Source organism: Paenibacillus sp. An7, assembly GCF_009870785.1.
GTDB lineage: Bacteria > Bacillota > Bacilli > Paenibacillales > Paenibacillaceae > Paenibacillus.
In genome coordinates this window covers 51681-65705 of sequence record NZ_WTWX01000004.1, presented here as the reverse complement: position 1 = coordinate 65705, position 14025 = coordinate 51681, and the positions used below count along the sequence as shown (strand labels likewise).

The following is a 14025-nucleotide window of genomic DNA, read 5'->3' as shown; positions in this document are numbered from 1 at the left end:
AGAAATGTAACAATAATATCAAATATTGTCTTTTATATCGTAACATAGGATACATGTGAAAAGAAGCACCTAATGCTAGCATGCTTCTTTTGGGAAGAAAACCTTATGTTATGTGTTAGATAATGCCTGATCCAAATCAGCAATTAAATCATCAATATCTTCAAGTCCTACGGAGAAACGAAGCAGACCATCTGTTATTCCTCGTTCTAATCTAAAGTCTTTCGGCATCGCTGCATGAGACATCATTGCAGGATAGGACAAGATACTCTCTACTGAACCAAGACTCACAGCAACAAGAGGTAAACGGACTTTATTCAGCACAGCTTTGGCACGTTCTCCTGAACCTACATCAAATGATACCACTGCACCGTAGCCGGTAGACTGTTTCTCATGTACCTTTCGTCCAGGATGATCAAGGAGTCCCGGATAGTATACAGCAGGAATGTCAGAGCGACTCATAAGCCAAGCTGCAAGTTTCGCCGCACTAATCTCGGAATGAGCCATACGAGCACCAAGCGTCTTCATTCCTCTCATGAGCAGCCAGGATTCTTGCGCGCCAAGTACAGTGCCAAGTCCATTTTGAAGCTGCTTCAGCTGCGCGCCAATCGCTTCTGTTCTTGCTACAGCTAGCCCCGCAAGTACATCGCTGTGTCCACCAAGGAATTTTGTTGCACTATGGAGTACAATATCTACTCCTTGCTCAATCGGCTTTTGGTAATAAGGTGTCATGAACGTATTATCAAGCAGCGTCAGAAGCCCCTTTTCCTTCGCCCATTCGGTAATGCCCGCGACATCTGTAATACGCAGTGTCGGATTTGAGGGAGTCTCCATGTATACAGCTTTCGTATTTGGACGGTAAGCGGCTTTTACGTTTGCAAGATCGGTCATATCTACGAACGTTGTCTCAATATTCATCCTAGTAAGAATGCTGCTTAGCAAGCGGTATGTTCCCCCGTATACATCTTCCGTGGCAATAATATGATCACCCGCAGACAGAATCATAAGAGAACTTGATATCGCAGCCATCCCCGAAGAATAAGCAAAACCACGTACTCCTCCCTCTAGAAGAGCGATATAATCTTCAAGTGCCTGCCGCGTTGGGTTACCTGAACGACTGTAATCATGGGTTGGCGGTGAAAAAATATCATGATGATGGAACGTGGAGGCTTGATATATAGGCACACTGGATGCGCCGGTTGTCTCATCAATCTCTGCCCCAAAATGCAGCAACTTTGTATCAAATTTATAATCGTTATGCTGGTCTTCTTTTTTATTAGCCACGAACAACACTTCCTTCCAGCTCTAAAGCTGCCTCGTGAAATGCAGCATTTAAGTCCTCTATAATATCATCAATATGTTCAATTCCTACAGAGAAGCGCAACAGCCGATCATCGAGACCTACTGCATTACGAATCTCAGCAGGAATATCCGCATGAGTCTGTACCACAGGGTACGTCATTAGTGACTCTACCCCGCCCAAACTTTCTGCAAAGGCAATGAGCTTTATATGTCTTAGAATCGGTTCTACATAACGAGCATCTTTCACTTTAAAAGACAGGATGCCTGTATTTCCACTAGACTGTCTGTTTTGAATTTCGTAAGACGGGTGATCCGGCAAGGCAGGGTAATAGACATCGGTAATCAGTTCATGTGACAGTAAAAATTCAGCTACCTTTGTTGCATTATATTCGTGGCGTTCCATACGCAGCGCAAGCGTCTTCATTCCGCGCATTAACTGGTAACTATCGCTCGGCGATAACACGGCCCCAATCGAGTTATGAAGAAAAGCGATCTCTTCCGAGATTTCTTTGCCTTTTGTCACAATAAGACCTGCCAGTACATCGTTATGCCCGCCAAGATATTTAGTAGCACTGTGCATTACGATATCCGCACCAAGTTCAAGTGGGCGCTGAAAAAATGGAGTAAGCAGCGTATTATCTACAATGGACAAGATTTCGTGTTTTCTAGCCCATGTACAGACTTCTTTAATATCCGTAATCATCATCAGCGGATTTGTTGGAGTTTCAATGAAAATCGCTTTTGTATTTTCTTGACGCACCTTCTCAAGAGCCTCTAAATCGTTCGTATCTACATAACTTGCTGTAATTCCATTCTTAGCAAGGATTCGCTCCACAAGACGATAGGTTCCCCCATATAGATCAAGCGAAATGATTAGATGATCCCCTTGCCCAAACTTAGCGAAAATCGTCATGATGGCTGCCATACCGGAACTGCAGGCAAAACCTGCATCCCCTGATTCCAGTTCAGCTGCAGCTTCTTCTAGTACTTTTCGAGTTGGGTTTGTCGTACGTATGTAATCAAATCCCGTGCTTTTTCCCAGTTCAGGATGTCTAAATGCAGTCGATTGATAGATTGGAAAATTAATGGCTCCCGTTACAGGTTCTTTAACTGATCCTATTTGTGCGAGCTTACTTTCTAATTTCAACTTGTTTTCCATAATGTGATATCCCCCTTATATATATAGACTATTTTTGTGTTTCAAGGTCATAGGGTGTTGCTTGGTAAACATAGTAGTTAAGCCAGTTCGAGAACAATAAATTTGCATGTGCTCTCCAGCTGGACAAAGGTACCTTGCTCGGATCATCATTTGGAAAATAGTTGTCAGGCACTTTCACATCTAATCCCCTCTCCTTATCGCGGTCATATTCCCACTTTAAGGATAACGAATCATATTCGGAATGCCCTGTCACAAAGATCTGTTTGCCATCCTCACTTGCCACAATGTATACTCCAGCTTCTTCTGACTCTGATAAAATATCAAGCCCCGCCACTTTCTCAATATCTTCTCGCCGTACTTCGGTATGACGAGAATGAGGAGCAAGGAATAACTCATCAAATCCTCGAAGGAGTTTTACATGTGATTTACTTAGCGTGTGTGAAAACACACCGAAACATTTTTCAGGAAGTGCCACTTTGGGTACATTAAAGTGGTGATACAACCCTGCTTGTGAAGCCCAACAGATATGCATCGTAGAAGTTACATTCGCTTTGGACCAGTTAAAAATCTGCTGAATTTCTTCCCAGTATGTCACTTCTTCGAATTCCATCTGTTCTACCGGGGCTCCCGTAATAATCAGCCCATCAAAGCGCAGATCCTTTACTTCATCAAACGTTTTGTAGAACATATCGAGATATTCTTGAGATGTATTTTTTGAAACATGCGATTTTGGATGAATTAGAATTACATCCACTTGAAGAGGTGTATTGCCAATGAGCCGGAGTAACTGGGTCTCCGTTGTCTCTTTCGTAGGCATCAAATTGAGAATACCTATACGTAAAGGGCGAATGTCCTGTTTGAAAGCATGCGTCTCATCCATAACAAAAATATTCTCACCTGCGAGAATTTCTTTAGCTGGTAAAGTATCAGGGATCTTAATGGGCAAGGGTTATTCCTCCTTAAAAACGTTTTGTTGGATACTAGAGTGAGAGGTTAGTAAGGAAGCGAATTTATTCCCACGGAAGATAAAAAAAACGACCTATCCCATTACACTTGAGAAAGGCCGTTCATCCGTATACGGTAATGCTCCTCTCTCATCTCTCAATTCAAGTTATAGTCCACAATCGGCATATAACTTAAATAGCAAGAATTAGCACCGTGCGATTGCTCGCCGGTTGCTGTGGTTTCTAAGGGCCAGTCCCTCCACCACTCTTGATAAGATTTCGCTGTATTCAATTTTACAATAAAGAACAATTCACTAATTGTTACCATTACTCTATAGCAAGAGGTAGGTTTCCGTCAAGAACTGGATTTATAACGTTCTTAAAAAACAAGTCACCTCTATGAAAATCTGGACATAAGATATGTCATAAACATTTTATCTTGATTGCTGAAATATAGCACGTTATACTAAGAATCAGTGTCAATTTAAACATAATGGGGTGACAAAATGGACGGCGACCCGAGGCCTGACTGGCAGCCGAATGATTATAACAGCATAGGATGTACCATCAGCTTGCCGGCTAACGGGACGCGTAATTTCTGATGTTTGCCCTCTTTGTACCTTTTGTCGGCACTGATGTTCACATTCCTTAGTTATTCAGCTTGTCCCGCTTAAATTCCGGGAGTTTACTTAAGGAGTGGTTCAAATGAAGATTAGATATGTTAACCAAGGAGTTTTTACTTCGCTTGATCATATTGAAGATACACTGACTCCACCTGAAGAAGGCTTTTACTGGATCGATGCGGATGTAGACGATCTTGCCATTCTTCAGCCCACTTTTCACATGCATGATCTTGCTGTAGAAGACTGTCTGAGTGATGAAGAGCAGCGTCCGAAGCTCGAAATTTATGAAAGTCATTATTTTATCGTTGTGAATAGCATCCGTTTTGATGACGAGGAAATATTTTTACGTGCGGTCAACGTCTTCCTCGGTAGACATTATATTATTACGGTAACGAAGCAGAAGGTAAATGAACTGCGGACACTGAAACCGATCCTTTGGGAACAGGAAGTAAATTCACCCGATCGTTTCTTATATCTGCTCATTGATTCCATTGTAGATAACTATTTCACAGTAGGTGACCGGCTCGAAGCAAGAATTGAAAAGCTGGAAGAAGATATTTTAATGCACACCAAGAAAAGTCATCTGAATGAAATTATTGGTCTTCGAAGTGAGATTTTATGGCTCAAGAAGGGGCTTGGTCCTCAAAAAGAAGTCATTAATACACTGAATAAAAAAGATCTGCGTCTCATTGATGATCAATTACAAAAATATTTTAGTGATATTTATGAGAATGCAGTAAAAATATCAGAAACATTTGATACGTACCGGGATTTGATGGGCAACTTACGAGAAGCTTATCAATCGAGTATTTCCAACCGGGCGAATGAGATCATGCGTGTGTTTACGGCAATTACTACCGTATTTATGCCGCTGACACTGATTACCGGGATCTATGGAATGAACTTTAAAAATATGCCTGAGCTCGATTATGAATATTCATATTTCATCGTCATTGGAATTATAGCAGCGCTTGGGATCACGATGTACCTTATTTTCCGTAAAAAAGATTGGATTTAGAGATTTTAGCGATCACTTTCAGCTTTGTTTTCACTATTTCTTCATCTGATCTTCATCATAATATCATATATAACAAAGGTTCCTTCATTTTTGGAGGAACCTTTGCTATATAATCCACCCTGTCTTCTCACATCCTCAGACTGAGTTATATACAGAAGTTATTATGTATTGTGACCTTCCTCCTTTTATCCAACCTGTTTGCTTGTCTCGGTCTGTCTCCGGTAACGAATACGAACCATGCGCAGCCGCTCATACAATTGATCAAGTGGTCCCGCTCCTGCAGGATCTTCACCATACACTCGGTGTAATACAGGTTTTAAAAAGCTTGTTCCCAGCTCATCATAAGCATTCCAGATCAACTCTTGCTCATCATCTGTCATCCATGTTAGTTCTTTTGCGATTAGCATCTCTGTGTCATAACCACTCTTTTCAAGTTCCTCCAGAAAATCAACTAGTTCTCTACGGTTCACACCTGTAAGTGTGCTGAGATCTTCAAGAGACTTACCCTCTGCTATCCCTGTTAGAACTGATTTCTTTAGATTGAATTTTTCCAACTCCTGTTTATACTTTTGCTCTTTCTGCCTATAATTCCATGACTCATATTCTTCTTCTGTAAGCTCTGTAACTACCCAATTGAGCGGGAAACTATGTTCTCTCGTTTCTTTCGTGGTAATTTCCAGCAATTCCTCGCCATATTCAGCCAACTTATTCTCACCTACACCAGGTAATTCCCGCAATTCTTCCAAGGTATGAGGCACAAAGGTGCTAATCATCCGAAGCAATCGATTACTCGCGATAAAATAAGGCGCTTTGCGCTCCGTTGATGCTTTCTTTCTCCGCCATATACATAAAGCTTGATATAACTCTTCACGACTGTATAATTCGCTATAACATTGTAGTTTCTGCGTATGCTGATTTCGCTGTTTCACTTCTTCGGTTTCATGAAATATGCCCTCAATAAGCGGCCTGTAGCCCTCACTCATCTTGATTGCCAGTTGAAAACGATAGATATGCATCAACTCATTCCAAGAACCGCCCTCATACCAAATATCGACCTGTTCTTCCCCTGTATTCATACTGCTCCAGCCAAGCTGCCACAAGTCTTCTTCTTCCCCTATCCATAATTGTGCATACTTTGCTTCGCTCTGCTCTGAAGTTACAGATAATTGATTCATAAATACAATGTTCATTCTCTTCCCAGCCTCCTCTCAAAATCAGGCAGTACAAAAGTAACACGCAAAAAAGCACCTCTCTCACATATTCATGTGAGAGAGGTGCTTCCTCATGTAACTCCGCGCTGTTCTGTTACCAAACACTATATCATAAATGTAAATAATTTCAAACTAAATTTTATTGTTCTTCTAATGCCAGCTTGGCAAGAGCGAGTGAACCGCAAATACCCGCATTGTCTCCGAGTTCCGGATACACAACATACTGATCGATGTGTTCGGTAATACTCGGGTGTTGTACATATCCCCCTAAGAGTTTCTTCAATTGGCGTCTAATCTCAGGGAACAATTGCTCCTGCTTCATTACACCGCCGCCCATAATAATTTTTTGTGGTGAAAGAATAAGTGCATAATTGACCAAAGCTTGAGCCAAATAATAAGCTTCCATCTCCCAAGCAGGATGATCGGCCGCCAGTTCCGCGCCAGCTTTTCCCCAGCGTTTAAGGATCGCAGGCCCGGCTGCCATCCCTTCAAGACAATCAGCATGAAATGGACAGAAGCCTTCAAAGGTATCATTCGGATGGCGTCTTACACTGATATGTCCCATTTCTGGATGTGATAGACCATGAACCAGTTGTCCTCCAACAACGGCTCCTGCTCCGATTCCAGTACCGACAGTGATGTAAATACAGCTGTCTAATCCCTTTGCAGCGCCCCAAGTATACTCACCAAGCGCAGCTCCATTTACATCTGTATCAAAATTCATAGGTACATCAAAATGTTCTTTTAGCTTGCCAATCATGTCATAACCGCCCCAAAACGGTTTAGGTGTTGTTGTAATATGTCCATAGGTAGGACTATTCTTAATGGGATCGATTGGTCCAAAGGAGCCTACACCAAGTGCATCGAATTTCTTGTCTTCAAAATAAGCAATAACTTGGGCCATCGTTTCTTCAGGAGTCGTGGTCGGAAAACTAACTCTTTCAAAAATTTCACCCTCTTCATTACCGATCCCGCATACAAATTTTGTTCCACCAGCTTCAATAGCACCTAATACTCGCACATTAACACCCTTTCGTATGATTCTAGTTGAGTTGTTGCTTTTCCAATCTTTTTGTCAGTGTAGATTTCCAGCTCGCTGATAGAGAATCCACAGAGAGCAGCTTATGTACCGATTGAAAATCATCTTTATTCTGATGCATAATGTAGTTTGCCTCCATTACACTTACACTGCTTACTGCACGTGAGTACAGAACAAGTTCACTTTCAGCAGATACATATCCTTCTTCAAGCACTCGAAAATAGTAACCTGTAATTCCAGTGGTTTGGAACTTCAAAGGAAGCTCCTTATTGTTGTGTTTCACACCTAGTTTAAAACAAGGTTCGCGCGGCTGACTCACTTGTACTGTTGCTTCTCCAAGCTTCCATATATCACCGATATATGTGTCCTGCTCACTGCAGCCGGATACCGTAATATTCTCACCAAATGCCCCTGGCTGTAAGTTTTGTCCCAAAAAAGCTTCATACGAAGGATAGGCAAGATAGTCAAATACACATACGGCCTTATCAACGCCTCCATGGTGTATCAGATCGGCCTGTTCATCACGAGCAAACCCTGTTTTTGATAAATATATACGATCTGAAACAGGATGTTTATCGATGGCTGAATAAAATTCTTGCCTGCCGCTTTTCATCCGTTTCTTGGTTCCCACATTCAGAGATACGATCCGATATGAAACTGACTTTATATCATTCAATGGTAACGCCTCCATTTTTTCTAGATACCAAGAAGTTTATCATCGCTTTATAAAAGGATAGTATCCGGCTTTATCTAATCATCCCCCGAAATCGGTTTTAGGTCAATGCCTAAATACACAAAAAAAAAGACACGGAAAAGAATCTTCCGTATCTCTCATTCTATCGTTAACTAATCGCAACCCCGATCAGTGAGCACAAGCTTTTCATTTCAAGTTCTTCAAATTTCGCGATAACCTGATGATGGTCTAAACTTAGAACACAACTTTCAAGAGAACAAGCAACGGGAACTTCCAAATGAATCTCAGCCAATTTGCGAGATAGATGTAACATCTCCATGTCATTCTCAATCTTCTTGCGTATAGCAGGACTAAGTTCATCCAGATGTTCAAGAATCCCTTCAATTGATTCATACTCTTGAACAAGCTTCATCGCTGTTTTTTCGCCTATTCCTCGAACGCCTGGGTAATTATCACTTGCATCCCCCATAAGACCCTTCATATCAATGATTTGACGAGGACGCAGCCCCTTCTCCTCATATAGGGAATCAGGAGTATATACTTTATAATTACCATGCCCTTTTTTCATTATAATCACACTAGTACGATCGTTCACAAGCTGAAGAAGATCGTGATCTCCAGATAGAATCATCACATTCATACCAAGATCTTCGCTATATAGACGACTTAACGTTCCAATACAATCGTCAGCTTCATAACCTGGAGCACTAATGTTTGGAATACCGAGACTTTCCATTACTTCTTGAATCATTGTAAACTGAGGAATTAAATCTTCTGGCGCTTCCGGACGATTCCCCTTATATGCCGCATAATGCTCGCCTCGGAAAGTTCCTCCACCTAAATCCCAGCAACACACCACATGTGTCGGGTTAAATGTCTGAACTGCATCCCAAAAATACCGAATAAAGCCATAAACTGCATTTGTGGCCAGCCCGTCTTTCGTACGACGAATATACCCGCCAGCAGCTGTAGCAAAATACGCACGAAATAAGACGGCCATACCGTCAACGATCAGTACCGATTGTTGTTCTTTTGTTTCATTACTCACTTATGATAACGCTCCTGTTCTATTCCATACCTATATTTATACTACCTGTATTATAGCACAGGCTGCACTAGGTTTGGGGATAAAACACTGGAAAGCATACCAAAGTCACGCTTCTAAAAAGGGATGATCAGGTCAACCCCAAGTTTCTTGAAATTGTTCTTCTTTGAAACCAACGGTTACCTTGGTTCCGTCCGTCACAATCGGACGTTTAATCAGTCTGCCATTAGAGGCCAACAGTTGTAACTGTTCTTCTCTGCTCATTCCTTTTAGCTGATCCTTAAGATTCATTTCCTTATAAACTTCTCCACTTGTATTGAAAAATTTTTTCAGCTCCAGTCCGCTGTTTTCAACAAGGGATGCTAATTTCTCTACTGTAGGCGGCTCTTCAAAAATTGGAATTTGCGTTAGCTCATGTCCAGCTGCCTCCAGCCATTTTACTGCTTTACGGCAAGTGCCGCATTTCGCATATTGATATACGGTGAGTTTACTCATATACTACGGTCCTCCTACATCGATAGCTCTATTGTTATTATCTTTGTTAACCTTGCGATTGTTCAAGTTGTGCTTTTAACTGTGCCATATCTGCTGGTAAATCCGCGGTAAATGTCACTCTTTCCCCCGAAAGCGGGTGTGTTAAAGAAAGCTTGCTGGCATGTAAAGCCTGTCTATTTATCCATGTATCCGTTAGCCGTGCCTGTTCACGGTTAAATTCCACATGTATCAGCTGATCAGCACTATAAAAGGTATCTCCTATTAGCGGACAACCAATCGAACTCATATGCACCCTGATTTGGTGGGTTCGTCCACTCTCAAGCTTTATTTGTACCATGCTTCCATGTGGATAACGTTCCACGATATGATACAATGTGCGAGCTGGATAACCATCCGGTGTAACGATCCGGCGATGCGGCTCTAGTGGATCTCGGTCAATAGGTCCATCAATAATTCCGTCTGCAGGTTCAGGATATCCATGCACAATCGCTGTATAATACTTATCTACCGTTCCTTGTATCATTTGCTCGGAGATATGTTGATGCACGTATGGGTTCTTTGCTATACACAGAACTCCTGATGTGTCTTGATCCAGCCTATGGACAGGTCTAAAACGCACCTGTTCACCTTTTTCCTGCCAGTAATGTACCACTCCATTGGCAAGTGTGCCCGTATAGTGACCACTCGTTGGATGTACAATGAGACCAGCAGGTTTATTTACAACGAGCAGATGTGCATCCTCATATAGGATGTCAAAGGGAATCGGTTCCGGTAAAATATCTTCCGAAGTCTCTTTCTCCATTCGAAGTTCGATTCGATCTCCGCCCTTTACTTTCTCACTGATATAGACACGCTGACCATTTAATTGAATTCCATATTCGGTCATTTTCACTCTGGACATTAATTTGCGGGAAACTCCTAATCTGTTTTGCAAAATCGTTTTTAGAAGCATCCCTTCATCTTCTGGAAGAACAACATATACAATTGGATCATAGTAAGACATCATTTGCTTCGAAACACCTTTTTGCTGCGAAGATATTCTACATCGGGAACTTCAGAACGAACATTTGCCGTACGGGCGATTACAAAAAAGTAATCAGACAGACGATTCATATACAACCTGACGCTAGGATTAATTTCAGTGTGAGACCCAAGCGTTACGACTCGGCGTTCTGCTCTCCGGCTTACGGTACGGCACACATGAAGTGCAGAAGATAAGGCACATCCTCCCGGAATAATGAAACGTTCGATTTGTGGATTTTCCGCTTGATGAAGATCGATCCACTGTTCTAAACGTTCTGCCATATCACCAGACACTTTATAATTCCCTTCTTCCAGTTTGACAAAAGCAAGATCTGATCCGCAATCAAATAATTCCTGCTGAATGATCTCCAGTTCTTCTTTCAAGTCCCCATATTTCTCTTCGTTCGTTATGGTACTGATGGCCTGACCGACAAAACTATTCAGTTCATCAATCGTGCCATAAGCCTCGACCCGGTCATCGTCTTTTGGTACTCTTGCTCCAATTACCGAAGTCTGTCCTTTATCACCTGATTTAGTATAGATCTTCATTATATCCTCCACTTAATATCTAATTTTGTTCCTGCTGATCTCGCTTGCAATGCCCGATGTGAGCTGAAACACCTGGTCGCTTCTGACTGCAATTATACGATTCATCTCAGCCATTGAAGAAATGAATTGTTTTTCCTCCTCTGAAGGATGAAAACTCCCCTGCATTTCGTTAGTAATAATCAGAAGTAAACCCTGATAAGACAAAATAACTTCCTTTAGTTTCTCCAACCTTGCTATAATACGAGCTTGATCCGCACTATTCCAACAGTTTCTCCATTCACTCATCATCCAGCTGGTCAAACTATCAATAATAACAATTCGACGATCCGCACGGAACAAGTTAGATTCCCTGTTGATGTGATCAAGTGTATCTGGAAGTGTCTGGTGAGAAGAGATATGTACTCTGCGCAGTTTGGATGGGGCTCTCATTTTCTCAGGCAAAGGTTTTGCATATTCATCTGTAATATAAATGCCTTCCCGTGCAAGTGTTGAGGCATAGGATAGTGCAAACTGAGTTTTACCGCTGCTTACTCCCCCTGTTACCATAATGAGCATCCCTCGGCCCCCCTCCCACTGGTCTATCACTTTGTCCGTTCATTATAAATTAATTTAATTCCGTCATAAACTTAAGAACTTCTTTTGCTAATGCGATATCAGATGTAGAAACCGGGATGGTTGCGAACAGATTTTTTGCTGGATAATTCAACTCTTGGAATATCTTCATCTCATCAAGTGGAATTCCAAACAAATGATCACCCGTGACCATATCTTTAGACATATCTCCATTTTCGTCAATCTCATATGTACCGCCCTTAAAAAAACCACGACTATAGGTTTCTGGGTTAAATGTATCTTCAAGTTCAATGTGTGATCCTTGACTACCATATGCTTTCATATCATTTTCGGGCATAATCATCAGATCATTCGCTTTTCCAACGTACTCAAGCAGAAGTTTTTGTTGATTATAGATCGGACTCGAAATGACTTCTATTTTTATTCTGTCCCCAAACTTTTCTTGTAACTTAGATTGAAGTTCCTCTTCAATGTTGCCAATACTGCCTTGATCATCTGTCATAAAAATCTGGAACGCCGTATCTTCCTCTTTGCCGCATGCAGTAAGTATTACCATGAATAATAATGCAACTACAGCCCATCTGCTTCTGTTAGCCACTTTAATGATTCCTCCTTTTTCCCTTATTTCACATCATATCACAATACTGCTTCACAAAAAAAGAAGACCCTCAAAAGGGTCTTCTCCTGTAAAATGAGCTCACGCTTTTATGCTTTCTTAGGATAGGTCTTCATATATTCATTGATCTTTAAATCAAGCAGACTGCTGATTTCGATCACTATGTCTGAAGTAAAAGACTTCTCTTCTAAAAAGATTCTTTCCATCTTGCTGCGCAGGATATGGATTTCATCTTCCAAGGAAAGATTGCGTGATGATGCTTTCTCCGAGTTTATAAGCCAAGAGGTGCTGCTATCGCTATCCACAGCATATTGACCTCGGTATGTCGGCAAATCATAATCGGCACAAAACAAGGTAAATCCCTCCCTAGAAATCTATATCCTTACAGATTATAGCATAAAAATGAATAAACCCAAGTACCAATTGTTACAATTTACGGAAATTGTTGAATTGTTTATATTTTGGTTTTTTATACCAGCTGCAAAGGAAAAAATCGGATGCTATTTTTATTTACCCACTTGTTCGAGTTTATAAACAAAATTTCCGATTCTTTCTAAAGCTTCGTTTAATTGAGCTAAAGAAGTTGCATAGGAACATCGTAAATAGCCTTCTCCACCCGAACCAAAAACGCCGCCTGGAACCGTTGCAACTTTACCTTCCGTCAATAACCTGTGGGCAAACTCCTCTGAAGTAAGACCCGTTTTGCGTATACTTGGAAATGCATAGAATGCACCTTGAGGTTCATGGCAATCAAGTCCAATGTCCCGAAATCCTTGAACAATTAATCGACGCCGCTGATTGTAGGACTCGACCATTCGATCCTTTTCCTCTATCCCATTACGCAAAGCTTCCAGAGCAGCAACTTGCCCCATAGACGGAGCACACATTACTGTATATTGGTGAATTTTAAGCATTGCTGAAATCAGATCCGAATTTCCGCACATGTAACCAATTCTCCAACCTGTCATTGCAAAAGCTTTAGAGAACCCGCTTACCAGGATGGTTCTGTCTCTCATCCCAGGGATCGATGGAAAACTTACATGCTTTTGATTATAAGTAAGTTCCGCATAGATTTCATCTGAAATGACGATAAGATCATGCTTTTCTACGATCTCAGCAATTGGCAGCCAATCTTCGTAAGTCATGGTTGCCCCTGTGGGATTGCTTGGATAACAGAGAATTAATACTTTGGATTTTGGCGTGATTTTTGCTTCAAGTGCTTCTGGAGTCAGCTTAAAATTATGTTCTGCTACCGTTTCTATACCTACGGGAACGCCGCCGCCAAGCGAAATAATAGGCGAATAGGCTACATAACAAGGCTCAGGAACTAAAATTTCATCCCCCGCCACGATCAGTGCACGTAATGCCAGGTCAATCGCTTCACTTCCACCTACCGTAACGAGAATTTCATCTTCAGGATCGTATGGAGTATGAAATCCCCGCTCAAGGTAGTCACTGATCGCTTCTCGAAGTTCAATCATACCGGCGTTTGACGTATAACTCGTAAACCCGCGTTCAAGCGAGTATACAGAAGCTTCACGCATATGCCATGGTGTAATAAAATCAGGCTCTCCTACGCCAAGAGAAATAATCCCTTTGTTAGGACCAACGAGGTCAAAAAACTTGCGAATCCCTGACGGCGGTATTTGCTGAGCCCCTGGATTTAGATACGAACTCATTGATTTTGAAGCGGATTTATTATCTTTTTTATCTTGGTTAACTATCATCTCTCATACT

Annotated in this window: 15 protein-coding genes and 1 riboswitch; of the genes, 1 reads left to right on the top strand and 14 read right to left on the bottom strand. The window is 41.5% G+C overall.

Annotation, left to right across the window (positions count from 1 at the left end; genetic code table 11):
* Window positions 1–108 precede the first annotated feature (108 nt).
* The 3 genes from GQY27_RS07125 to metA are packed head-to-tail and all read right to left on the bottom strand — an operon-like array spanning window position 109 to window position 3404.
* Entirely contained in the window at window positions 109–1281 is a 1173-nt protein-coding gene (locus tag GQY27_RS07125; RefSeq protein WP_236570522.1) for an aminotransferase class I/II-fold pyridoxal phosphate-dependent enzyme, read from the bottom strand.
* Window positions 1274–2458, bottom strand: a complete 1185-nt coding sequence (locus GQY27_RS07120; protein WP_160032864.1) for an aminotransferase class I/II-fold pyridoxal phosphate-dependent enzyme — start codon at window positions 2456–2458, stop codon at window positions 1274–1276. Before GQY27_RS07120 ends, GQY27_RS07125 begins: the two co-directional genes overlap by 8 nt.
* 28 nt (window positions 2459–2486) lie before the next feature.
* Window positions 2487–3404, bottom strand: coding sequence for a homoserine O-acetyltransferase MetA (gene metA, locus GQY27_RS07115; RefSeq protein ID WP_160032863.1), 918 nt, complete (start codon window positions 3402–3404; stop codon window positions 2487–2489).
* A gap of 145 nt (window positions 3405–3549) precedes the next feature.
* Window positions 3550–3680, bottom strand: a riboswitch (SAM riboswitch).
* Window positions 3681–4107: 427 nt separating this feature from the next.
* Between metA and corA the strand changes: the two genes are divergently transcribed.
* Window positions 4108–5043: a magnesium/cobalt transporter CorA gene (gene corA, locus GQY27_RS07110; RefSeq protein WP_160032862.1), complete on the top strand. Its 936-nt coding sequence runs from the start codon at window positions 4108–4110 to the stop codon at window positions 5041–5043.
* 185 nt (window positions 5044–5228) lie between these two features.
* Here corA and GQY27_RS07105 read toward each other — a convergent pair whose 3' ends face one another.
* The 11 genes from GQY27_RS07105 to GQY27_RS07055 all read right to left on the bottom strand — a co-directional run bounded on the left by GQY27_RS07105 (window position 5229) and on the right by GQY27_RS07055 (window position 14015).
* Window positions 5229–6233, bottom strand: a complete 1005-nt coding sequence (locus GQY27_RS07105) for an HRDC domain-containing protein (protein WP_160032861.1) — start codon at window positions 6231–6233, stop codon at window positions 5229–5231.
* A 160-nt stretch (window positions 6234–6393) separates the two neighbouring features.
* Complete coding sequence (locus tag GQY27_RS07100) at window positions 6394–7275, bottom strand: ROK family protein (protein ID WP_160032860.1); 882 nt, start codon at window positions 7273–7275, stop codon at window positions 6394–6396.
* A 22-nt stretch (window positions 7276–7297) separates the two neighbouring features.
* Window positions 7298–7969 (bottom strand): MOSC domain-containing protein, encoded by a 672-nt coding sequence (locus GQY27_RS07095; RefSeq protein ID WP_236570521.1) that lies wholly within the window; start codon window positions 7967–7969, stop codon window positions 7298–7300.
* A gap of 166 nt (window positions 7970–8135) precedes the next feature.
* Window positions 8136–9035, bottom strand: a complete 900-nt coding sequence (locus GQY27_RS07090) for a 5'-3' exonuclease (protein ID WP_268893022.1) — start codon at window positions 9033–9035, stop codon at window positions 8136–8138.
* A 132-nt stretch (window positions 9036–9167) separates the two neighbouring features.
* The gene (locus tag GQY27_RS07085) at window positions 9168–9527 is read right to left on the bottom strand and encodes an arsenate reductase family protein (protein WP_160032858.1); all 360 of its coding nucleotides are present in this window, start codon (window positions 9525–9527) and stop codon (window positions 9168–9170) included.
* Window positions 9528–9573: 46 nt separating this feature from the next.
* Window positions 9574–10533, bottom strand: a complete 960-nt coding sequence (locus tag GQY27_RS07080; RefSeq protein ID WP_160032857.1) for an RluA family pseudouridine synthase — start codon at window positions 10531–10533, stop codon at window positions 9574–9576.
* Window positions 10530–11099, bottom strand: a complete 570-nt coding sequence (locus GQY27_RS07075) for a cob(I)yrinic acid a,c-diamide adenosyltransferase (RefSeq protein ID WP_160032856.1) — start codon at window positions 11097–11099, stop codon at window positions 10530–10532. Before GQY27_RS07075 ends, GQY27_RS07080 begins: the two co-directional genes overlap by 4 nt.
* A 12-nt stretch (window positions 11100–11111) precedes the next feature.
* Window positions 11112–11654 carry a bifunctional adenosylcobinamide kinase/adenosylcobinamide-phosphate guanylyltransferase gene (locus GQY27_RS07070; protein ID WP_160032855.1) on the bottom strand — a complete coding sequence of 181 codons (543 nt, stop codon included), beginning with the start codon at window positions 11652–11654 and terminating at the stop codon, window positions 11112–11114.
* A gap of 49 nt (window positions 11655–11703) precedes the next feature.
* Entirely contained in the window at window positions 11704–12270 is a 567-nt protein-coding gene (locus GQY27_RS07065; RefSeq protein WP_160032854.1) for a hypothetical protein, read from the bottom strand.
* A 107-nt stretch (window positions 12271–12377) separates the two neighbouring features.
* Entirely contained in the window at window positions 12378–12563 is a 186-nt protein-coding gene (locus GQY27_RS07060) for an aspartyl-phosphate phosphatase Spo0E family protein (protein WP_374705797.1), read from the bottom strand.
* A 231-nt stretch (window positions 12564–12794) separates the two neighbouring features.
* On the bottom strand, window positions 12795–14015 hold the full coding sequence (locus GQY27_RS07055) for an aminotransferase class I/II-fold pyridoxal phosphate-dependent enzyme (protein ID WP_160032852.1): 1221 nt from the start codon (window positions 14013–14015) through the stop codon (window positions 12795–12797).
* Window positions 14016–14025 lie beyond the last annotated feature (10 nt).